Origin of the sequence: Simonsiella muelleri ATCC 29453, from assembly GCF_002951835.1 — a bacterium.
GTDB classification, from domain to species: domain Bacteria; phylum Pseudomonadota; class Gammaproteobacteria; order Burkholderiales; family Neisseriaceae; genus Simonsiella; species Simonsiella muelleri.
Genome location: NZ_CP019448.1, coordinates 2,305,361 through 2,328,667, shown reverse-complemented (window position 1 = coordinate 2,328,667; position 23,307 = coordinate 2,305,361). Strand labels below are relative to the sequence as shown.

Genomic DNA, 23,307 nt, shown 5'->3' with positions numbered 1-23,307 from the left:
ATCAACAAATGGGAGCAAACAGATGCACACCGAACAACACTTTGAAAATGAAATTGAACACAGCCTATTAACCGAGGGCAATTACACTCAAGGCAACCCCAAATCTTACGATAAATCAACTGCCCTTTTTCCCGATGATGTGGCTGAATTTATCCAAAAAACGCAACCCAAATTATGGGAACGCTTGCAAATGCTCTTTAAGGATAATGCCAGAGTTGAACTGTTAAGAGCCTTAAATCAAGAATTAAATATTAAAGGCAGCCTGAAAGTCTTTCGTGAAGGTTTTCGCATTGCCAATCGTACCGCAAAAATGGCGTTTTTTGCCCCTAATTCAGGTTTGAACGACACCACTCGCCAACAGTATGAACAAAATATTGTTAAAGTTACACGCCAAGTGATTACAGAAGATAATGAGCGGATTGATTTAGTGATTTCGGTTAATGGCATTCCGTTTGCAACGATAGAGCTGAAAAATCAAATGTCAGCAACGGGCTGGACGGTGCAAGATGCCATTGCCCAATATCGCAACGAACGCAATCCAAAAGGCAAATTATTTGAATTTAAAAAACGGACGTTGGTGCATTTTGCGGTAGATACAGACGAAGTATATATGACTACCGAACTCAAAGGCGAAGACACAAAATTTTTACCGTTTAATCGTGGCTTTAATGATGGCAGAGGCAATCCGCCTGTCAATGATGATGTGAGAACGGCGTATTTATGGCGTGAGATTTTGCCAAAAGATAGCTTGATGGAATTGATTGGGCGTTTTTTACATTTAAGCCGTGAAGAGCGCAAAATTCGGACAAATTCTGGCTTTCGTTACATCACAACTGAATCCATGATTTTTCCGCGTTTTCATCAGTTGGACGCAGTGAGAAAATTGGTTAGCCACGCCAAAATCAATGGGGCTGGCAAAAATTATTTAATTCAGCATTCGGCAGGTTCAGGCAAATCCAATACGATTGCTTGGTTAGCACATCATTTATCGTCTTTGCACAATGCGAACAATGAAAAAATTTTTCATTCTGTGATTATCGTAACCGACCGCGTGGTTTTGGATAGGCAGTTGCAAGAAACGGTGGCACAGTTTGAACAAACCGATGGTGTGGTTAAAAAAATTGACAAAGACACGCACCAACTCACGGCAGCGATTGCGTCAAATATACCAATCATCATTACGACTATCCAGAAATTTCCCTATGTCATGCACAGCATTCAAACCAAAGCCAAACAAGGCGAACAAGTGGTTTTAGATACAACTGGCAAGCGTTTTGCAGTGATTGTGGATGAAGCCCACAGCTCACAAAGTGGCGAAACGGCAAGCGAATTGCGCCAAGTATTGAATAAAGACGGCATTGAATCAGCAATTGCGGCAGAATTTATGGATTTGGACGAAGAAAATTTATCGCCCGAAGAAATGGAAATACAAAAAAATGTGTTGCGTGAACAATTCAAACGCAAACGCCAAGATAATTTGAGTTTTTTCGCATTCACCGCCACTCCAAAATGGAAAACGCTCGCATTATTTGATGAACCCAATGAAATAGGTCAAACACCATTTCACAGCTATACAATGAAGCAAGCAATTGAAGAAGGCTTTATTTTGGATGTGTTGGCAAATTACACGACTTATAAATACTATTTTCGTTTATTGAATATGGCGGATCAAAAAGATTTGGAACTACCCAAAAATAAAGCCAAAAAAGCGTTAATGCGTTTTGTGAATTTGCACCCGAGTGTCATCAGCCAAAAAGTAGAAATCATTATTGAACATTTTCAGACAGCCACACGTCACAAAATTGGCGGTTATGCCAAAGCAATGGTGGTAACAGGTTCGCGAGAACACGCGGTGCGTTATAAAATGGCGTTTGATGAATATATTGCTGAAAAAGGCTATCAAGACATTAAATCGCTGGTGGCATTTTCAGGCAAAGTGATTTTGCCCGAACAAAGCGAAAAAGAATACACAGAACCTGCAATGAATGGCGGAATTAAAGAAACCGAGCTGCCTGAACAATTTGATAGCGATAATTATCAAGTTTTATTGGTGGCGGACAAATATCAAACAGGTTTTGACCAACCGCTGTTGCATACCATGTTTGTTGATAAAACGTTGTCAGGTGTGCAGGCCGTTCAAACGCTTTCTCGTTTAAATCGCACCGCAACAGGCAAAGAAGATACATTCGTCTTAGATTTTGTTAACAAACCTGAAGATATTTACGAAGCTTTTAAGCCATATTACGAACGTACTGATTTGGGCAATATTCCTGATGAAGAAAAACTGGGAAGTTTAGGTAACACATTAGATGAATGGCAAATTTATTCACAAAGTGATATTGATAAATTTGCTGATGTTTGGTTTAGCAACCGCACCACACCTACCAACGGCGAACACAAAAAATTAAATGCCATTATTGATAAAGCAGTCGACAGATATTTAGATCTTTCAGGCAGCATTGAACACAAAGAAGAACAACAAAAATTGTTTAAAAGCCAATTACAAAGTTATTTAAATTTGTATTTGTTTGTATCACAGATTTTACCGTATGCCGATTCCATTCACGAAAAGCGTTACGTTTATTTAAAATCATTGATGATGAAATTGCCAAAAGGCTCACAAGCGGAAAAATTAGATTTATCCAAAATGACGATTTTGCAATACTACCGCTTGCAACAAATCAGCCAAGGCTCAATTCATCTAGGAAATGGTGAAGCCAGTCCACTCAAAGGCTCAACCGATGTTGGCACTGGACAAGTCAGCCTAACTGATGAATTAGATAAATTGATTCAAGAATTGAACGATTCATTTACCACAGAATTTACTTTGGCAGATTTATTATTTTTTGAATCTATTGAAAAATTTGCCCAAGAAAATCCCGATATAGTGAATGCTGCCAACAATAATCCCTTGTCCTCATTTATGGATTATTTCAATACGAAACTTGACGATTTGCTTATCAATCTGTTTGAGAAATTTGGTGAAAGCGTCAGCAAAATTCTCAACAATCCTCAAGTTAAAGCTCGGGTAAGTAGACGACTGGCGAAAGTGATTTATCAGAGTATACGGAAAGATTAATCACGTCCTTATCACGAAGATTGCTCGAGTCATCCCCTTGCCGATGTTATTGAAAGTGATGTGTTTGAATTTGCTTAAAGCGGCAAACAAGCTTAGGCTTGTTGCGCTATTACTGCCTGAAAGAGCAGAAATGGCCACGAAAATGGCTAAACACCCCACTTACCTAAAATAATCACCAAATAATTATAAAAATCTCAAAAAGCTGAAATGTAATGTGTTTCAGCCTGAAAAAAAGGCGTATTGTTATCAATACGCCTTTTGTTTCCTGCCTCAATTTCTCACTTATTTATCATGAATTAGATAACTTGGATACCTTGTTCAATAAATACAGTTTCGTGATTCATTGAGCTGTGTGTGTAAGTATTGTAGCTTACGCCATCAACTTCAGTTACGCCTGTATTTACCCAAGCACCAGCCGAACCGCTTACGCTGTTGTCATGCAAGTTATAACCATTGTTACCCAAATCTACTTTCACATTACCGCCATTTGTTGCGCCTTTGATGTACAAATCGTGAGCAGCATCAGAGAACAAATCTTTCGCGGTAATATTCAATTCGTAGTTTTTCGCGCCAGATACATCAATGGTCTCAATGTTGCGAATTTGGCTCAAGCTGTGGTTAGTATTGCTTGCCGTGATGTTCAATGTATCATGACCTTGACCACCATCAATGTAGCTGCGAGAGCCGTGAATCACGCCACCTAATGTTAATACGTCATCGCCAGCACCCAAATCAATCATTGCTGAGTATGCACCCACACCCAATTGACCGATTTTAACTACGTCATTGCCATTACCCATATCTACATGAGTGCTGCCCAATGCACCACCACGTAAACCTGCATCAGCTTGCAAGAAGTCATTACCATTACCGAAATCCAAAGTTACTTTATTGGTAATGTAGCCACCAACAACCACGCTGTCATCACCTGCACCCATAGTAATGGTTTCTGTACCATTGATGTTTGTGCCTACTTTAATGGTGTCATTGCCATTACCAAAGCTGATGGTGTTTTTACCAGTTAAGTAGTTGCCAACATCTAAAGTATTGTTACCATTTCCAAATGCAAAGTTTTGTACGCCATCAATATTGCTGCCAATTTTCAAAGTATCATCGCCATTACCGAAAGTGGTGCTGTTGTTGATACCAGTGAAGTAGCCACCAACAGTCAAGCTGTTTGTACCATCGCCAAAATTGATGCTTTGACCGCCATTGATGTTAGACGCAACAGTCATAACGTCATCGCCATTACCAAATGTTAACTCATTATGACCTGTGTAGTAACCACCAACTATCAATTTATTATTACCGTTACCAAAATTGAAAGTGTGTTTACCGTCAATGTTTGTACCAATTTTCATAACATCATTACCACTACCAAAAGTCGTGGTACTGTGACCTGTGAAATAACCACCTACTGTCAAAGAGTTTTGACCATTACCAAAAGTGATGCGATTTGTACCATCAATATTGGTACCAACGGTCATGATATCGTTGCCATTGCCAAATGTAACCACATTGTTGCCACTAAAATAATTCCCAACATGGAATTCATTATTGGCAGCTGCAACGGTTACTGTTTGTTGAATATTAGATAAATTACCTTCATCGTCAAAACCAAGTGCTGTGATAATTTTGGTAGATTCTTTATCTTCGCCAAAATGGAACACATTAGTACCTAAAACATAACCCCCTACTTTCAAAATGTCGTTACCGTCATTGAAATAGAAATTTTGTTTACCGTTGATGTTAGAACCAATGCTTACCAAATCTACACCATCACCAAATCTGAATGTGTTCGTACCAATGACATAATTGCCCACATTCATTTTGTTGTCGCCATGACCGAATGAGAATGTTTGATTGCCATCAATATTGCTTCCAACAGTGAAAACATCGTTACCATCGCCAAACGATGTCTGATGACCCAAACCAGTCATGTAACCCAAAACGTGTAATTTGTTGTTACCACCGCCAAAGTTAAATACTTGATTACGACCATGGATATTTGAACCTACAGTCATCACGTCATTACCTGAACCAAAGCTTACTGTATTGGTACCAACCATGTAATTACCAACGGTTAAGCTGTTATTGCCTTTGCCAAAGTTCAATGAGTTCACGCCATCAATATTGGTACGTACCGTCATGGTGTCATCGCCTGCACCAAAGTTGATTGCAGATTTGCTATTTGCGCCAATGTAACCATCATTTTTATAGGTTTTGCTTGCGCCAATTGCCAATGTATTGTTACCTTCGCCCATATTGATGACATTTTGACCATCCAAGTTGATACCAATGTTGAATGTATCGTTACCTGAACCAAACTTAAATGAATGTGAACCGTTGATGTAAACAGATTTACCTACAGTAACCGTGTTGTTACCATCACCCATGTCTACACCTGCAGAACCGCGTACCACATTGTTAATAAGTAAGGTATCGTCATTTTTGCCAAATTTTGGCAAGTGTGAAGTTAAGTTGTTTACTGTTTGGAAATTCGTATTAGCTGTGTTTTTTGCCATCAATTCAATGATATTCATAATTTGTCCTTAAAGATAATTGAGTAAATAAAGATAAGTTTAAGTATTAAACTTAAATTAGTTTTCAGGCTGCCTGAAAACAACAAAGTTAAAAACTTATAGCTCAATGTTCGCAGCAAAAACTGTGCCTATCGTAAATAGATAGATTATTCAATATTCTCTTTGATTTCGTTTAATTGTTGGATATTATTTGGTAATTTTATTTTTCATTTTGTGATGAAATTAGAACATTTTCCGTTAAAATACCTGACAAAAAGTGTCATTTCATGACAAAAGTTGCTGAAGGATATTTAAATACTCTAAGTAAAATAAAAAACTTAATAATGATTCAGGCAACATATCGTAGAAACCCCTATTTTCAACTAACACCTGAAAACAAAATAGGCAAATACATTATTTGTATTTGCCTATTATTCTCTATTGATGTATTAACTCAATGATTAAGCTTCACGCTCATCGCTACCAGACGATGCAACCATAGCACGTTGTGCGGCTGCCCAGCTTGCGCGACGACTGCGATGGTAACTCAAACCTGTGCCTGCTGGAATCAAACGACCCACAATCACATTTTCTTTCAAACCACGTAAATCATCACGTTTACCCATAATCGCCGCTTCAGTCAAAACACGAGTGGTTTCTTGGAATGATGCCGCCGAAATGAAACTGTCCGTACTCAAAGATGCTTTTGTGATACCCAACAACACATTATCAAATCGTGCAGGTTCTTTGCCTTCTGCAATTGCTTGTTCATTGGCAATCATCACATCAGCGCGTTCCACTTGTTCACCTGTAATGAAATGGGTGTCGCCCGCATCAGTAATATGCACACGGCGCAACATTTGGCGAATAATCACTTCAATGTGTTTATCAGAAATTTTCACCCCTTGCAGGCGGTAAACTTCCTGTACTTCTTGCACAATATAACGTGTTAATTCTTCAATACCTTTTAAGCGTAAAATGTCGTGCGGATTAACTGGTCCATCAACAATGGTCTCACCACGATTTACTACTTGAGCATCATGAACCAAAACCTGTTTTTCTTTAGAAATCAAGGTTTCATGCGCAACGCCGTCCATATCCGTGATAATAACACGTTGTTTGCCTTTGGTTTCACGACCAAATGACACCACGCCTGTTACTTCAGCCAAAATACCTGCATCTTTCGGAACACGCGCTTCAAACAATTCAGCTACACGCGGTAAACCACCTGTAATATCACGTGTTTTGGTGGATGCTTGCGGGGTACGCGCCAGTACTTCACCTTTGCCAATTTCTTGACCTTCGCGAATTTGGATAATAGAACCCACTGAAAAAGCAATTGCCACAGGTGTATTTGTCCCAGGAATATTCACGTATTCGCCATTGCTATCCAATAATTTTACAGTTGGGCGCAGCAATTTGCTGGTTGAGCGACGTTTACCATCAATCACAACATATTGTGATAAACCTGTAACATCATCGGTTTGTTTAGTAACGGTTACGCCTTCTTCAAAGTTTTCCAGTTCAACTTTACCGCCATATTCGCTGATAACAGGGTTGGTATGTGGATCCCAAGTTGCCAAAACCGTACCAGCTTTCAATTCTTCGCCATCTTGTACTTTCAACGTTGCACCATAAGGAACTTTGTGGCGTTCACGTTCACGTCCCACTTGGTCAAGAATAATGATTTCAGATGAACGACCAATAATAACTAATTCATTTTTAGAATTCGCAATATAGCGCATTTGGCTACCAAAACGCACCGTACCATTAGATTTGGCCTCTACTTGGCTGGCTGCAGCCGCACGAGATGCTGCACCACCAATGTGGAAGGTACGCATTGTCAATTGTGTACCTGGCTCACCAATAGACTGAGCAGCAATCACACCAACCGCTTCACCTGCATTAACCAATTTACCGCGTGCCAAATCACGACCATAACATTTCGCACACAAGCCATAACGTGTTTGACAAGTAATGGGCGTACGAACTTTTACTTCATCCACACCCGAATTATCAATTAAATCAACCAGTTTCTCATCAAACATCGTACCTGCTTCTACGATGGTTACGCCCGTACTGTGATCGACCACGTCTTCAGCCGCCACACGCCCCAAAATACGGTCGCGTAATGGTTCGGTAATGTCGCCACCTTGTACCACAGCTTTCATGCTGAAACCTTCGGTTGTGCCACAGTCGTCTTCCACCACCACCAAATCTTGCGTTACGTCCACCAAACGGCGAGTCAAGTAACCAGAGTTTGCCGTTTTCAACGCGGTATCCGCCAAACCTTTACGCGCACCGTGCGTTGCAATAAAGTATTGCAATACCGTCAAACCTTCACGGAAGTTTGCCGTAATAGGTGTTTCAATAATTGAGCCGTCAGGTTTCGCCATCAAACCACGCATACCCGACAATTGTTTAATCTGTGCCGCCGAACCACGCGCACCCGAGTCAGCCATCATGTAAATTGAGTTAAACGACTCTTCCATCAATGGCGTACCATTTTCATCTTGATAAACTTCTTTGGTTTCTGGATTAAGAACAGGCTGCGTGGACAAATTATCCATCATCGCTTTGGCAATTTTATCGCCTGCTGTACCCCAAATATCCACTACTTTATTGTAGCGTTCGCCTGAAGTTACCAAACCTTGATGGTACTGGTCCTCAATTTCCTTGACTTCTGCTTGGGCTTCAGCCAGCAATTGAGCTTTTTCTTTTGGAATTTCCATGTCATCAACGGCAATAGAAATACCACCTTTCGCTGCTAATGCGAAACCTGTATACATCAGGTGGTCGGCAAAAATCACGGTATCGCGCAAACCACACAAACGGAATGACGCATTAATTAATTTAGAAATTGCTTTTTTCTTTAATGCAGTATCAATGTAGCTAAATGGTAAACCTTTAGGCAAAATTTCAGACAGCAACGCACGTCCGACCGTAGTGTTGTAGCGTTTCATCACAGGTTCAAATTCGCCTGCGTCATTTTTGACCCATTCACGCAAACGAACGGTAATTTTTGTACCCAATTTCACTTGTTTGGTGTGGTAGGCGCGATGAACTTCTTTGACATCAGCAAACAATGTGCCTTCACCAATTTCTTTTTCTTTGGCGCGAGTCATGTAATACAAACCCAAGACAATATCTTGCGATGGCACAATAATCGGCTCACCGTTAGCTGGCGCGAGTACGTTGTTTGATGCCAACATCAAGGTACGCGCTTCCATTTGCGCTTCCAAACTCAATGGAACGTGAACTGCCATTTGGTCGCCGTCAAAGTCCGCGTTAAACGCCGCGCACACCAATGGATGTAACTGAATCGCTTTACCTTCAATCAAAATCGGCTCAAATGCTTGAATACCCAAACGGTGCAAAGTAGGCGCACGGTTTAACAAAATTGGGTGCTCACGAATCACTTCTTCCAAGATGTCCCAAACTTCTGGTACTTCTTGCTCTACCAATTTTTTGGCTGCCTTAACAGTAGTCGCCAATTCACGTTTTTCCAATTTATGGAAAATAAATGGTTTGAACAATTCCAACGCCATTTTTTTCGGCAAACCGCATTGGTGCAAACGCAAGTATGGACCTACGGTAATCACAGAACGACCAGAGTAGTCCACGCGTTTACCCAGCAAGTTTTGACGGAAACGACCACTCTTACCTTTAATCATGTCAGACAAAGATTTCAATGGACGTTTGCTTGCACCAGTCATGGCTTTGCCACGGCGACCATTGTCTAACAAACTATCTACTGCTTCTTGCAACATACGTTTTTCGTTGCGAACGATGATGTCTGGCGCGCGCAATTCCAACAAGCGTTTCAAACGGTTGTTACGGTTAATCACACGGCGATACAAGTCGTTCAAATCGGAAGTCGCAAAACGACCACCGTCCAATGGCACGAGTGGGCGCAAATCAGGTGGCAAGACAGGCAATACATCCATAATCATCCACTCTAATTTCATGCCAGAACGTTGGAATGCTTCCAATACTTTCAAACGCTTAGCAATTTTTTTGATTTTGGTGTCGCTGCTGGTTGATTGCAATTCTTGGCGCAAGTTTTCAATTTCTTGTTCCACATTCAGGCTGCGTAACAATTCGCGCACGCCTTCGGCACCCATGTGTGCATCAAATTCTTCGCCATATTCTTCTAATTTGGCGTAGTAATCTTCTTCGGTCAATAATTGACGGCGTTGCAGGCTGGTTAAACCTGGGTCTGTTACCACAAATGCTTCAAAATACAACACACGCTCAATATCGCGCAAAGTCATATCCAACACCATGCCCAAGCGAGAGGGTAAGGATTTCAAAAACCAAATGTGTGCCACAGGCGCAGCCAATTCAATATGACCCATGCGTTCGCGGCGAACCTTGGTTAGGGTAACTTCTACGCCACATTTTTCGCAAGTTACGCCTTTATATTTCAAGCGTTTGTATTTGCCACACAAACACTCATAGTCTTTGACTGGCCCGAAAATTTTGGCACAGAACAAACCATCGCGTTCAGGTTTGAACGTACGATAGTTAATGGTTTCGGGTTTTTTGACTTCACCGTAAGACCATGAACGAATGGTTTCAGGCGAGGCAATGCCAATTTTAATGGCATCAAATTCTTCTGAACCTGCTTGTTGCAGGGGTGCGAATAAATCGGTTAAGTTCATTTTTGCTCCTAGTTAGGGCGATTTTGAAACTGTTTTACTTTCAGGCAGCCTGAAAATAAATCTTACTTTAATACTGTTCAATAGATTGCCAATATTGTTCAATATGATTATTTTGTAAATAATGCTGTTTTTGCATATCTACATTCCAATCAACGTGTTCAGTAGGTTTAAATTTTTTCATGATATTCAATAACCTGTTTACATAACTGGAAAACAAATGACGCCCATCGGTTTGGAAATGTTCAATCGCATTGATGGTAAAGTGAGTTGATTTTGCACTTGTAAAATAATTTTCAATGGTAACAGAACCTCCATTATCCAATACATCAATGTGCAAATTTTTCCCATCACGGCTGAACCACAAACGGTCTAAACTCACATCTTTAAGGCGCAAAGTATCGTTGCCACCACTATCATACAAGCGGTCATGACCATCTCCTGCTTTAAACACATAGGTATCTGCGCCTAAACCACCTTCTAAACGGTCATTTCCTAATCCACCATTCAAAGCATCATTACCCAACAAACCTTTAATTATATCATTACCTGAGCCACCAAACAGTTGATTGGCAAAAATATTACCAGTAATGGTTCGATACACGGTTGGCATTAAAGGTAATAACAACAGGTTAAGGCACAAAATAGCTCGTGCAGTAAGGCGTTCTTACTGTTTTTCTAAACAGAAGTTTTTCCATTTTAAAGCGTTTGATATGTTATTTCACTATGTTAATTTTGGTTATGTTTAGTGCTTAATTTTGAGGCATCATACTTTTTGGAACACTACCAATTTTTATTTAAAATTATAGAAATAGGGAAAATATCCCCACAATTATTTAAAATAAAAATTTCGTATACACTTGAATCATATATATTTCTTATACGAAATACAGGGGTATTTTGAATATCAATATGTGTACGAATAGAATTAACTAAAAATAATGCATGATTTAAACCTAAATTCTTGACTATTTTTTGCTGCATCAATTTAGATAGTTTATCTGTTAATAAAATAAACTGCTTACCATCTTTTGATTGAGTAAAATCAATAAATTGCTCTACTTTCTGAATTTTACAACAATCAACAGGAAAAAATTCTTGAGCATTATGATATCTAGCAATGTAGGTTTGATTTAAATTTTCCATATATTCTTGTTCTACAGAAAACTGTCTCGCTGTCTCAATAATTTTATCTACATTATCATCTTTTTCTAAAAATTCCACCAATTCATTTTTCTTCAAGGTCAATTTAGACTGATATAATTGGCAATTTAAAGGATTTTTTTGGCATATTACATCTGTATCAATATAATTTTTTTCGGAAGCGTCTAAAACTCTCCCATATTGATAATCATCAATTTTTTTCTCTATATACATCAGAAATTGTAATTTTGCTTTTTGTAAAAGTTCATCTTTTGAATAAACTTTATTATCTCGCCAACACATACCTTCTTGATTTCCTAAAAAATATTCTTCTTCCGAAATATGTTTAGGCTTGGGGTCTTGGTTAATCATGTATTCCCAATATACCAATTCAGGATTTGATGACTGCTTATGATAGAAAAAGAAACCACCCAAAATCATCACAATCAACAACACAAAAAATAAATATTTTTTAAAAAGTTTCATGATAATTTTCCCAAATTGCTTTTCAGGCTGCCTGAAAAGCAGGGGCCCAACTTTCGTCTTACCGCCAGCCTAAGGATTAAGGGCAATCGTACCTGAATCATTCATACGATTGATAATATTGTTGTACATTGCTTTAATGCGATTTACTTCTGCTTGAGTGAACGTTGCCATATATGTTCTCCTGTCATTTTAAAAAATATTTTTCTACATAATTAATGATATAGAAAAAATCCTGTGGATTTGAAAAGTGAATACTGATTTTTACATTGTAAGGATAAGTTGGATAATCCAAAATTCTACAATTTAAATTACAGTACACATAAATACTTTGATTGATATTTTTAATCTTGTTTTTTGAGTTATTGGGTAAATAGTAGTAGATTAATTGTTTTGTATCAAGGCAATATAATCCATCCACTTGCTTTTCCAATGAACATTCCTGATATTTAAAATTAATTTGTTGTTGCTGTAGGTGTGCTAAAATATCTTCTTTATTTTGATATTTACCTAGCATACCTACATACCTACTATTTGGGTCAAGTCTATAAATATTTAATTTAAATAATATACTTTGATTAGGATGTTCAATATCTAAAACTTGTTTTATCTTCTGATAATCAAACGACTTTTCAAAACCATCATTGGGATTAATACTACCTTTATCTTTTTTTTCAACTTCTCTCATAAACCTTGAATAAAAATCCTGATATTTTTCATTACGGAAGTCATAAACTTCTTCTTGTACTTGTGGCACAGCTTTGTCTTTATTATTACAAGCAAGTAATGACATACTGATAATAAAAATAATGATAGAATTTAAAAGATATTTCATTTTTTATTAATCTCTAATTCTTATTGAGTGAAGTAAGTATAGAGGAGCTTGGTAAATCAACAATATCGATTGCGCGGTCTTTCCAAATTGCCATTCATGCGAAACTTAATATCCACATAAGCTGTAGAGATAATCTCTAATTCTCTTTAGGTGAAGTTTGCCATAAGTGTTCTCCGGTCATTTGGTAAAGATATTTTTCTACATACGGCATAATATAAAAAAATTCTTGTGGTTTGCCAAAGTAAATAGTTACTCTAATGTTGTGGGTTTTGCTGGGAACAACAGACAACTCACAAATCTTCTGATTATTGATTACATCGCATAAAAATGATAAGAATTGAGAAATATGTTCGTCTTTTAACTGACCATTTGCAAAATAAAAATACTCAAACCCTCTATAACGCAAATCTTTCAGACAATCCAATCCAATCTCTTCATCAACACTTAAACACAATTGGTACGAAAACTCTCTATTCCCTTGTTTTTTTCAAATAATTATAACGATGTTTAATTTCATCAAGTTTATGAAAAATTTCTCTTCCACCTGCTTGTAAGATATGTTTTTCATCTACTCGTTCAACAATCAATTTAAATACAATTTCTTTTGGAGCATCTTTAGCTCCCAAGTGAGATTCAATAAATTTCTTATCAAAAGTTCTTTGGAATGTATTATTAACAATACTTTCACTATCTACCCTCTCAACCTTTCTCATAAACCTAGAATAAAAATCCTGATATTTTTCATTACGGAAGTCATAAACTTCCTCTTGTACTGGTGGTACAGCTTTGTCTTTATTATCACAAGCAAGCAATGACATACTGATAATAAAAATAATGATAGAATTTAAAAGATATTTCATTTTTTATTAATTTCTAATTCTTATTGAGTGAAGTAAGTATAGAGGGGCTTGATAAATCAACAATACCCATTGCGCGGTCATTTCCAATGAGCGACTACTTCATAATTTTGGGTTACGAGTTTGGCAAAATGATAGGGCTGTTCCCTATTGTCAACACTCGTAAGATTCTTAAAATCATCATTAGATTTAGCTAATGCTACAATTTGATATGGTTACTAAATAAAATCAAAACAAACAGATACTGTACATTTCCAATCATTAAAATTATGGAAATTATAATAATAGGTATACAATGCATCTTTAAGCAACCCAAGAAATTGCTCATTCACACTAATAGTAGATAATGAATTAACTTGGATAACTTTGTATTCTATTGCATAGCTTTTATTAATTAAATCTTTTTTACCAGAAACAAAATCCACAACCAAATAAATTCTTTGTCCCTTATAATAAAAAAACACATAATTATGTGGACGTACCCCAAATATGACACTGGCACAATTACCATAACGCAAATAACAATTTTGTTGTTCATCAATCACAATTGGATCTATTTGACCCAAATTTTCTAATCGTCTATACGCCATTATACTTTTGCCAAAAGGTTCTTCTTGACCATAAGTCAAAAAATCTTGTCGTTTATGATTGGCAATTTTTAAATAATCTTGCGCCATATCATATTTTTCTATCATCTCTGGGATAATCGTTGTTTCAATAAAAGCCATGAAATTTCCTTATTTATTTGATAAAAATGGTTTTCAGGCTGCCTGAAACAAATTTAGTTCTGTTCCAAATCAATATCCAAGCCCAGCGAACGGATTTCTTTGACAATCACAGTGAATGATTCAGGCATACAAGCATCAATTTCAAATAATGCATCACACCCACCGTTACGCGGCGGTCAAATGGTTCACCTGAACGCCCATCATACAAAGTAATTTGGGTTAAAGTGTATTTTTGTTTATCATTGCCGCATAAGCATTCACAGATGAAACAATACTAGAAGAATAAGATAAAAAATCTGTTAAATTATGAGTACCATTTCTTTGATTATTGGCAATAGTTTCCACACCTGTGGCGGCACTATATGTTGCTGGTGTTGTAGATACCACTCCTTACGCCATTCTCAACACCCAATTAACCCAGCAAATTGAGTAATTGGGTGTTGAATTTGTTGATTCAGTAAACAGCAAAAATTATGCGATAAAATTTTCCGAATAAAACGGTTAGATTGGTGAAACAGATTTTTTGTACGAACTATTTCCATGTTAAATCTCTCTGTTAATTGACCAATAACTGTTTCAATCATACGGCGACTATTTTTTAGCCATTTGAGAAATTGAGGACTTCTGTCATCTTTCATATTGCTACGATAAGGTGTTTGTAAATTAATATGGCTTTGTTTCATTTCATCTTTTAATTCAGAACTTAAATACCCTTTGTCCGCACCAACAAACCCTGTTTTGCCTTCTAAAAGTTCAGGTAATACCTGCCGTTCATCAACATTGGCAGCTGTAAAAGTAAAGGCTTTAATCATACCTGAGCGAGTAATCAAAAGATGACCTTTAAAACCATAATAGGTCTCTTTTTTGGAAGCGCAATAACCGAACGTCGCATATGCACGAAAATTTTGATGGCGTTTAGCTCGGGCAAATTTACAGACTGCAATAGGAAAGGCATCTGCATAATACTCTGTTTGCTCACACCAATTTGCAGTGATTTTTTGATGCATTTGTTGTTTAACCCAATACAAATTGGCACATTGTTTGGCAAAATTAGGGTAAGAGCCTAAATTGGGAAACCAATTTTGCCAATGTTGTTTGAAATATTGCCAAATTTTTTTATCGGTATCCATACCGAGAAATTCGCCAACAATTTCCATACAAATCAGTTCACAATCTGAAAGTTTGGGTGCAAAGCCACCTTGTCTTAATGGTTTTTGAACGAGCTGATTGTATAAAGCATCTACCATTAGATACGTTTTAATGATAAATTCGTCTTGGGGCATAACTGTCTCTCTTTCGGATTATCTTGACGGGTATCTTTAAGAGTGGGGTTATGCCCCTTTTTATTCAATTGCCATATCTTAATTTAGATAGAGTTGAGAATGGCGTACTCCTTGTAACAATTCAAAAGCATCGTCTAAACTAAAACCTGCCATGATTACTCCCTCAAATTCAAAATTACATTTCCTTTTTCAAGAAAAATGGTAATAAAAAATATGAGTTGCCACAATTACTATCCTTTATTAGTAAAATAATGAAAATTTTTTGTTTTGAAATATAGCAATGTAGTTATAATTGTACTTAGTATGCTCCATATCATCATTAACTCATTAAAAGGTTTTTTAAAATCAATAAGTAAAAATAAAATCAAAAAAGATGTACATACTGCAGAAATTATAGTTATAAATAAAAATTTCCATTTAGCAATATTTTTATTCACAAGAATTGAAGCAACTAAACCAGTTATACATGCTGTACAACCACCAAAAGCATATGCTCCAACTATCCAAATACAAATCCAATACAGCCCCGACATCAATTCAACAACAAAATGATGTTCACATGTAAAAAAAGAAAATCCTGTAAATAAACCCATTACAACACCTGAAATCAATGGCATTAACAAGCCATAATAAATGAGCGGATATAATTGTTTTCGCGAATTAAATACTCGTAACATCACAGTTTCCTTATTTATGGAGTCAGCATAGGGTAGAGCAAACGTAGTGTGGGTACTTGCACCCACCCTACAATTAAATAACCGTATTTCCCATTTTTCAGGCTGCCTGAAAATCAATTTAACTCAAATATCAATTCTGTTCCAAATCAATATCCAAGCCCAGCGAACGGATTTCTTTGACAATCACATTAAACGACTCGGGCATACCTGCATCAATTTTGTGTTCGCCTTTGACGATGTTTTCGTACATTTTGGTGCGGCCTGTTACGTCATCGGATTTAACCGTTAACATTTCTTGCAAGGTGTACGCCGCGCCGTATGCTTCCAACGCCCACACCTCCATCTCACCGAAACGCTGACCACCGAATTGCGCTTTACCACCCAACGGCTGTTGCGTTACCAAAGAGTACGGGCCAGTAGAACGTGCGTGCATTTTCTCATCAACCAAGTGGTGCAGTTTCAAATAATGCATCACGCCCACGGTAACACGGCGGTCAAACGCTTCGCCCGAACGTCCATCATACAAAGTGATTTGCGTTTTGGTGTCATTGAAACCCAGTTTTTGAATATCGGGGTCTTCGCTTGGGTACGCCAAATTCAACATTTCGTAAATTTCTTGCTCTTTCGCACCGTCAAATACTGGCGATGCAAATGTTGCGCCACGGCGTAAATTTTCAGCCAGCGTGATGATTTCGTCATCGCTCAAACTGTCCAAATCTTCTTTTTTACCGCTACCGTTGTACAACTTGTTCAAGAAATCGCGCAATTCGCTGACTTTGCGTTGTTCAGCCAGCATTTTATCAATGCGCTGACCAATACCTTTTGCCGCCCAACCCAAGTGTACTTCCAAAATCTGACCAATGTTCATACGTGAAGGTACGCCCAATGGGTTCAACACAATATCCACCGTGCGACCGTCCGCCATATATGGCATGTCTTCGACAGGCAAGATGCGCGATACCACACCTTTGTTACCGTGGCGACCCGCCATTTTATCGCCTGCCTGCAAGCGGCGTTTGATGGCGATAAACACTTTCACCATTTTTTGTACACCTGGCGGCAATTCATCACCTTGTGTCATTTTGCGTTTTTTCACTTCATACAACTCTTCCGCTTCTTGGCGTTTTTGTTGCAATGAAAGTTTAATCAATTCCATTTGTTTGGCGATGTCTTCATCGGCAACGCGTACGTCAAACCAATCATGACGGCTAGGCAATTCACGCAAATATTCAGATGTGATTTCTTTGCCTTTAGCTAATTTGTTCGGACCGCCGTTGGCTTTTTGTCCCACAATCATGCGCTCAATACGGTCAAATGCGTCATTGTCAAAAATACGAATTTGGTCGTTCAAATCTTGGCGATAGCGTTTCAATTCCACTTCAATAATGGATTGAGCGCGTTTGTCGCGTTGAATGCCTTCGCGTGTGAACACCTGCACATCAATCACCGTACCACTCATGCCCGTTGGCATACGCAAAGACGTGTCTTTTACGTCAGACGCTTTTTCACCGAAAATGGCGCGTAACAATTTTTCTTCTGGTGTGAGTTGTGTTTCGCCTTTTGGTGTTACTTTACCAACCAATACGTCGCCTGCTTCCACTTCCGCGCCAATGTACACGATGCCCGATTCATCCAAACGATTTTGCATTTTTTCTGACAAGTTTGGAATATCACGGGTAATGTCTTCCGCGCCCAACTTGGTATCGCGTGCCACTACGTTTAATTCTTCAATGTGAATTGACGTGTAACGGTCATCAGCCGCCACGCGTTCGCTAATCAAAATGGAGTCTTCGTAGTTGTAGCCGTTCCATGGCATGAAGGCAATTGTCATGTTTTGACCAAGTGCCAACTCACCCAAGTCGGTTGATGCACCATCGGCAATCAAATCGCCTTTTTGCAATACATCGCCAGCGTTTACGGCTGGGCGTTGGTTGATGTTTGTGGATTGGTTAGAGCGCGTGAATTTAACCAAATTGTAAATATCCACACCGCCATGTTCTGCTGTTGCTTCCTCATCGTGTACACGCACAACTACACGGTTAGCGTCCACATATTCCACCACGCCGCCACGACGCGCTACGATTGCAGTCGCGCTGTCCACAGCCACAGAACGCTCAATGCCTGTACCCACCATCGGTTTTTCAGCACGCAAACAAGGGACGGCTTGACGTTGCATGTTCGCACCCATCAAGGCACGGTTCGCGTCATCGTGTTCCAAGAATGGAATCAACGATGCAGCCACCGATACCACTTGACCTGTTGCCACGTCCATATATTGCACGCGGTCGGCGGTTGCCAAAATGGTTTCGCCTTTTTCACGACAAGTAATTAATTGGTCGGTTTTCAGGCAGCCTGAAGAATCCAATTCAGAGTTTGCCTGCGCAATCACATAGCGACCTTCTTCAATTGCAGACAAATAGTCAATTTCATTGGTTACTTTGCCATCAATCACGCGGCGGTAAGGCGTTTCCAAGAAACCGTATTCATTGGTACGTGCATATACCGACAATGAGTTAATCAAACCAATGTTCGGACCTTCCGGCGTTTCAATTGGACAAACACGACCGTAATGCGTTGGATGTACGTCGCGCACCTCAAAGCCTGCACGTTCACGCGTCAAACCGCCTGGACCTAAAGCAGATACACGGCGTTTGTGTGTAATTTCAGACAATGGGTTGGTTTGGTCCATAAATTGCGACAATTGGCTAGAACCGAAAAACTCTTTAATCGCAGCAGAGACGGGTTTGGCGTTAATCAAATCGGTGGGCATCAAACCTTCGCTTTCGGCTTGATTCAAACGCTCTTTTACAGCACGTTCTACACGCGCCAAACCGCTACGGAATTGATTTTCCACCAATTCGCCGACAGAACGCACGCGGCGGTTACCTAAGTGGTCAATATCGTCTACTTCACCGTGGCTGTTGCGCAATTCCACCAAAGTCGCGATGGTCATAACGATGTCTTCATTGCTTAAAATGAAGCTGATTTTATCGGTTTTTTCCGACATATCATTCAACAAACGTTCGTACCAATTGCCGATTTGTTCAGGCAGCAATTTTTGTTCATAAGTACGCGTATTGAATTTCATGCGCCCCACACGCGACAAATCATAAGTTTCTTCTTGGAAAAACATACGCTTAAACAAGGCTTCTACCGCATCTTCTGTAGGTGGTTCACCAGGGCGCATCATGCGATAAATGGCGACGCGCGCTGCGGTTTGGTCGGCGGTTTCATCGGTACGCAAAGTAGCAGAAATATAATTGCCTGCGCTGGTTTCATTCACAAAAAGCGTTTGAATTTCTTTGATATTATTAATATCCAATTGTGCCAATAATTCTTCTGTGATTTCGCTATTGGCTTTTGCCATCACTTCGCCAGTTTCCGCCACAATCACATCGCGAGCCAACGTTTTGCCAATCAGTGCATCGGGTTCCACAGTCAAGCGTTTTAAACCAGCAGCCTGAATATCGCGTACATTTTTGGCATTAACCAAAACTTTGCCATTGTCATCTACAATATCAAATTTAGCGATTTCACCGCGCAAACGTTCGGCAATCAAATCGGTTTGTACGCCATTTTTGCCTAAATAATAGGTTTCTTTGTCATAGAACATATCCAACATCTGTTCATCGCTATAACCCAAAGCGCGTAACAAAATGGTTACGGGCATTTTACGGCGGCGGTCAATGCGGAAATATAACAAATCTTTTGGGTCAAATTCAAAATCTAACCACGAGCCACGATAGGGAATAATACGTGCTGAAAACAATAACTTACCAGAAGCATGGGTTTTACCGCGGTCATGTTCAAAAAACACGCCAGGTGAGCGATGCAATTGCGAAACAATCACACGTTCTGTACCATTAATGACAAATGAGCCACTCGGTGTCATCAAAGGGATTTCGCCCATGTAGACTTCATTTTCGCGCACTTCTTTGATGGTTTTGCTTTCTACGGGTGTTTCTTTATCGTAAATTTTCAAGCGGATACGCGCACGCAAAGGTGCAGCATAAGTGATACCACGCAATTGACATTCAGGAATATCAAATAATGGCTCGCCCAAAACATAATGCACGAAATCCAATTCTGCGTAGCCATTATTACTTAAAATCGGGAAAATAGACGTGAAAGCAGCCTGAAGACCTTCGTCATTAAGACGTTGGTCATAGGCGCGACCTTGTTGCAAGAATTTTTCATATGATTCAAGCTGAGTAGTCAAAAGGTAAGGCACGTCCAAAACGGTTTCGCGTTTGGCAAAACTTTTGCGAATACGCTTTTTTTCGGTAAAGGTGTAACTCATTGTCAGATACTCCAAAATTTGGCGATAACGATGATAAAACAATCAACAAGCTGCCTGAAAAATGATGCGTTCAGACATATAAGGAAATATCTATTTTGTAATCAAAACAGAATCAATGTGGGAATTAAAATACAGAAAATATTTGAGAACATAGGATTTTAGTTTTCAGGCAGCCTAAAAGCCACAAAAAAATAAAATTTAATACAAATTTACAAAAATTTTCTCAAAAATAACCAGTAAATAGTAAATTTTTGTAAATTTAAACTTTTTTCAATCTAAAAAGCGCAAACAAGGCTGGCAGTAAAAACCGCCAGCCAAGTTTACTGGATTGTTAAGCAACAGCCAATGGATTATTTGATTTCCACTTTCGCGCCAGCTTCTTCCAATTGTTTTTTGATGTCGTCAGCTTCAGCTTGAGAAACACCTTCTTTAAGTGTTTTAGGCGCACCGTCAACCAAATCTTTAGCTTCTTTCAAGCCTAAGCCAGTGATGCTGCGAACTACTTTAATCACGCCCACTTTTTGATCACCAGCAGATGCCAAGATAACGTCAAATTCAGTTTTTGCTTCAGCAGCAGCACCAACAGTAGCTGGACCTGCAACGGCAACAGCAGCAGCAGAAACGCCAAATTTTTCTTCAAAAGCTTTAACCAGCTCGTTCAACTCCATAACAGTTAATTGTTCAACTGCATTCAAAATGTCTTCTTTAGTAATAGTCATGACTATTAAACTCCAAAATATTGATTTAAATTTAAAATATTAAACGAATAAAATCGCAGAAAAATTAAGCGTTTTCGCTTTCTTTTTTCTCTGCCAAAGCAGCCAAAGCGCGTGCAAATCCTGAAACAGGTGATTGCATAACGAACAGCAATTTGGACAACAATTCTTCGCGACTTGGAATAGATGCCAGCTCAGTTACCTGAGCAACGTCTAATACATCGCCATTATAAGAACCTGCTTTGATTACGATTTTGTCATCTTTTTTCGCGAATTGGTGCAGCACTTTTGCGGCGGCTACGGCATCTTCAGATGCAGCATAAACCAATGGACCGACCATTTGATCAGCCAAACCAGCAAAAGAAGTTCCTTCAACTGCGCGACGAGCCAATGTGTTTTTCAAAACGCGTAAGTACACGCCTTCTTTACGAGCATTAGCGCGAAGTTCAGTCATGCTGGCAACACTGATACCGCGATACTCAGCAATTACCATAGTTTGAGCATTCGCAATCGCTGCGTTAATCTCTTCTACGGCTGCTTTCTTGGTTTCAATATTGAGACTCAAGGTCTACCTCCCACTGTTTATCAAAAGAATATGGCAACATTACCATATTCCACCAGCGCGGCAACCTGATTAGACATTTTGCAATATTCTTTCAGGACTACCGTCTGCGTAGGGTAATTTTTTAAAACTGGCGTTCCCTACGGTCTTGGACATCTACTTAATTTTATTTGTATGATTAAGTAGCCCAGTTTCAGGCTGCCTGAAAAACAAAACACGTTCTTTCTAGGCTGCCTGAAAAATTTTTTAGCTGTTTACGCTTGAAGTATCAACTCGCACACCCAAGCCCATTGTGCTGGATACGGCGATTTTTTTCAAGTATTGCCCTTTAGCAGCAGCAGGTTTTGCTTTTACCAAAGCGTCCAACAACGCGTCAAAGTTTTCTTTCAAATCTGCTTCTGCAAATGACGCACGACCGATTGTTGCGTGAATAATACCCGCTTTATCAGTACGGTATTGAACCTGACCTGCTTTTGCATTTTTAACTGCTTCTGCAACATTAGGGGTAACTGTACCCACTTTAGGATTTGGCATCAAACCACGTGGACCCAAGATAGTACCCAATTGACCAACGATACGCATTGCATCGGGAGATGCAATCACCACGTCAAAGTCCATGTTACCTTTTTTGATTTCTTCTGCCAAATCTTCAAAGCCAACGATATCTGCTCCCGCTGCTTTTGCAGCCTCTGCATTTGCACCTTGTGTGAAAACAGCCACACGAGTCGTTTTGCCTGTACCTTTTGGCAAGACCACAGAACCACGAATCACTTGATCGGATTTACGCGGATCCACGCCCAAATTAAAAGACACATCAACAGACTCATCAAATTTAGCTGTTGCTGCTTTTTTTACCAAAGCAATTGCTTCATCAATTGCATACAATTTATTCGCTTCAACTGAAGAGCGCAATGCTTTCAAGCGTTTAGAAACTTTAGCCATTACACCACTCCCTCAGTATTCAAGCCCATAGAACGTGCAGAACCAGCAATTGTACGAACCGCAGCATCCAAATCAGCAGCAGTCAAATCAGGTTGTTTGGTTTTAGCAATTTCTTCCAATTGAGCACGAGTAACGGTACCCACTTTGTTCGTCAATGGGTTAGAGCTACCACTCTTAATACCTGCTGCTTTTTTCAACAATACAGAGGCAGGAGGCGTTTTCAATACAAACGTAAAAGATTTATCCGCATAAGCTGTGATAACCACAGGCGTTGGCAAACCTGGTTCCAAACCTTGAGTTGCTGCGTTAAATGCTTTACAAAACTCCATAATATTCAAACCACGCTGACCCAAAGCTGGACCAACCGGTGGTGATGGATTGGCTTTACCTGCAGGAATTTGCAGTTTGATATAGCCTACGACTTTTTTTGCCATATTAATTAAACTCCAAAAAATGGGTATAACGCAGAAAATCTGCTCCCCAGAAATAATAAGCGCAAGATTGTAGCTTAAATGGTTT

The 23,307-nt window shown here is 39.2% G+C and carries 16 protein-coding genes and 1 pseudogene; 1 reads left to right on the top strand and 16 read right to left on the bottom strand.

What is annotated here, in order from left to right; translation table 11 throughout:
- Nucleotides 1–22 precede the first annotated feature (22 nt).
- On the top strand, nucleotides 23–3,079 hold the full coding sequence (locus BWP33_RS11475; protein WP_002642335.1) for a type I restriction endonuclease subunit R: 3,057 nt from the start codon (nucleotides 23–25) through the stop codon (nucleotides 3,077–3,079).
- A 296-nt stretch (nucleotides 3,080–3,375) separates the two neighbouring features.
- On the opposite strand, the gene BWP33_RS11470 is transcribed toward BWP33_RS11475, so the two are convergent.
- From BWP33_RS11470 to rplK, 16 genes and pseudogenes are all read right to left on the bottom strand, one after another.
- Nucleotides 3,376–5,622 carry a beta strand repeat-containing protein gene (locus BWP33_RS11470; RefSeq protein WP_002642336.1) on the bottom strand — a complete coding sequence of 749 codons (2,247 nt, stop codon included), beginning with the start codon at nucleotides 5,620–5,622 and terminating at the stop codon, nucleotides 3,376–3,378.
- A 440-nt stretch (nucleotides 5,623–6,062) separates the two neighbouring features.
- On the bottom strand, nucleotides 6,063–10,265 hold the full coding sequence (rpoC, locus tag BWP33_RS11465; protein WP_002642337.1) for a DNA-directed RNA polymerase subunit beta': 4,203 nt from the start codon (nucleotides 10,263–10,265) through the stop codon (nucleotides 6,063–6,065).
- A 67-nt stretch (nucleotides 10,266–10,332) separates the two neighbouring features.
- The gene (locus tag BWP33_RS11460) at nucleotides 10,333–10,890 is read right to left on the bottom strand and encodes a calcium-binding protein (protein WP_158666837.1); all 558 of its coding nucleotides are present in this window, start codon (nucleotides 10,888–10,890) and stop codon (nucleotides 10,333–10,335) included.
- A gap of 155 nt (nucleotides 10,891–11,045) precedes the next feature.
- Entirely contained in the window at nucleotides 11,046–11,891 is an 846-nt protein-coding gene (locus BWP33_RS11455) for a hypothetical protein (protein ID WP_002642339.1), read from the bottom strand.
- 184 nt (nucleotides 11,892–12,075) lie between these two features.
- Entirely contained in the window at nucleotides 12,076–12,723 is a 648-nt protein-coding gene (locus BWP33_RS11450) for a hypothetical protein (protein WP_002642341.1), read from the bottom strand.
- Nucleotides 12,724–13,193: 470 nt separating this feature from the next.
- Nucleotides 13,194–13,583 (bottom strand): hypothetical protein, encoded by a 390-nt coding sequence (locus BWP33_RS11440; RefSeq protein ID WP_002642343.1) that lies wholly within the window; start codon nucleotides 13,581–13,583, stop codon nucleotides 13,194–13,196.
- A 215-nt stretch (nucleotides 13,584–13,798) separates the two neighbouring features.
- Nucleotides 13,799–14,308 (bottom strand): hypothetical protein, encoded by a 510-nt coding sequence (locus tag BWP33_RS11435; RefSeq protein ID WP_002642344.1) that lies wholly within the window; start codon nucleotides 14,306–14,308, stop codon nucleotides 13,799–13,801.
- A gap of 136 nt (nucleotides 14,309–14,444) precedes the next feature.
- Nucleotides 14,445–14,528 (bottom strand): annotated as a pseudogene (locus tag BWP33_RS13335) (hypothetical protein); the annotation flags it as partial.
- Complete coding sequence (locus BWP33_RS12580; protein ID WP_155999599.1) at nucleotides 14,528–14,695, bottom strand: hypothetical protein; 168 nt, start codon at nucleotides 14,693–14,695, stop codon at nucleotides 14,528–14,530. The gene BWP33_RS12580 and the pseudogene BWP33_RS13335, both read right to left, overlap by 1 nt.
- A 14-nt stretch (nucleotides 14,696–14,709) precedes the next feature.
- Entirely contained in the window at nucleotides 14,710–15,591 is an 882-nt protein-coding gene (locus tag BWP33_RS11430; RefSeq protein WP_104930280.1) for an IS982 family transposase, read from the bottom strand.
- A 230-nt stretch (nucleotides 15,592–15,821) separates the two neighbouring features.
- Entirely contained in the window at nucleotides 15,822–16,268 is a 447-nt protein-coding gene (locus BWP33_RS11425; RefSeq protein ID WP_002642346.1) for a hypothetical protein, read from the bottom strand.
- A gap of 130 nt (nucleotides 16,269–16,398) precedes the next feature.
- Nucleotides 16,399–20,568 (bottom strand): DNA-directed RNA polymerase subunit beta, encoded by a 4,170-nt coding sequence (gene rpoB / locus BWP33_RS11420; RefSeq protein WP_002642347.1) that lies wholly within the window; start codon nucleotides 20,566–20,568, stop codon nucleotides 16,399–16,401.
- A 350-nt stretch (nucleotides 20,569–20,918) separates the two neighbouring features.
- A complete protein-coding gene (rplL, locus tag BWP33_RS11415) occupies nucleotides 20,919–21,287 on the bottom strand; it encodes a 50S ribosomal protein L7/L12 (RefSeq protein WP_002642348.1) in 369 nt (122 codons plus the stop codon).
- Nucleotides 21,288–21,351: 64 nt separating this feature from the next.
- Nucleotides 21,352–21,849 carry a 50S ribosomal protein L10 gene (gene rplJ / locus BWP33_RS11410; protein ID WP_002642349.1) on the bottom strand — a complete coding sequence of 166 codons (498 nt, stop codon included), beginning with the start codon at nucleotides 21,847–21,849 and terminating at the stop codon, nucleotides 21,352–21,354.
- Nucleotides 21,850–22,092: 243 nt separating this feature from the next.
- On the bottom strand, nucleotides 22,093–22,788 hold the full coding sequence (rplA, locus tag BWP33_RS11405) for a 50S ribosomal protein L1 (protein WP_002642350.1): 696 nt from the start codon (nucleotides 22,786–22,788) through the stop codon (nucleotides 22,093–22,095).
- Nucleotides 22,788–23,222 carry a 50S ribosomal protein L11 gene (rplK, locus tag BWP33_RS11400; RefSeq protein WP_002642351.1) on the bottom strand — a complete coding sequence of 145 codons (435 nt, stop codon included), beginning with the start codon at nucleotides 23,220–23,222 and terminating at the stop codon, nucleotides 22,788–22,790. Before rplK ends, rplA begins: the two co-directional genes overlap by 1 nt.
- Nucleotides 23,223–23,307: the final 85 nt, after the last annotated feature.

What these genes read in the sequence shown, in the direction of transcription:
- BWP33_RS11475 (WP_002642335.1), top strand. Translation starts at nt 23, where the DNA reads ATGCACACCGAACAACACTTTGAAAATGAAATTGAACACAGCCTATTA.
- BWP33_RS11470 (WP_002642336.1), bottom strand. Translation starts at nt 5,622, where the DNA reads ATGAATATCATTGAATTGATGGCAAAAAACACAGCTAATACGAATTTC.
- rpoC (WP_002642337.1), bottom strand. Translation starts at nt 10,265, where the DNA reads ATGAACTTAACCGATTTATTCGCACCCCTGCAACAAGCAGGTTCAGAA.
- BWP33_RS11455 (WP_002642339.1), bottom strand. Translation starts at nt 11,891, where the DNA reads ATGAAACTTTTTAAAAAATATTTATTTTTTGTGTTGTTGATTGTGATG.
- BWP33_RS11450 (WP_002642341.1), bottom strand. Translation starts at nt 12,723, where the DNA reads ATGAAATATCTTTTAAATTCTATCATTATTTTTATTATCAGTATGTCA.
- BWP33_RS11440 (WP_002642343.1), bottom strand. Translation starts at nt 13,583, where the DNA reads ATGAAATATCTTTTAAATTCTATCATTATTTTTATTATCAGTATGTCA.
- BWP33_RS11435 (WP_002642344.1), bottom strand. Translation starts at nt 14,308, where the DNA reads ATGGCTTTTATTGAAACAACGATTATCCCAGAGATGATAGAAAAATAT.
- BWP33_RS11430 (WP_104930280.1), bottom strand. Translation starts at nt 15,591, where the DNA reads ATGCCCCAAGACGAATTTATCATTAAAACGTATCTAATGGTAGATGCT.
- BWP33_RS11425 (WP_002642346.1), bottom strand. Translation starts at nt 16,268, where the DNA reads ATGTTACGAGTATTTAATTCGCGAAAACAATTATATCCGCTCATTTAT.
- rpoB (WP_002642347.1), bottom strand. Translation starts at nt 20,568, where the DNA reads ATGAGTTACACCTTTACCGAAAAAAAGCGTATTCGCAAAAGTTTTGCC.
- rplL (WP_002642348.1), bottom strand. Translation starts at nt 21,287, where the DNA reads ATGACTATTACTAAAGAAGACATTTTGAATGCAGTTGAACAATTAACT.
- rplA (WP_002642350.1), bottom strand. Translation starts at nt 22,788, where the DNA reads ATGGCTAAAGTTTCTAAACGCTTGAAAGCATTGCGCTCTTCAGTTGAA.
- rplK (WP_002642351.1), bottom strand. Translation starts at nt 23,222, where the DNA reads ATGGCAAAAAAAGTCGTAGGCTATATCAAACTGCAAATTCCTGCAGGT.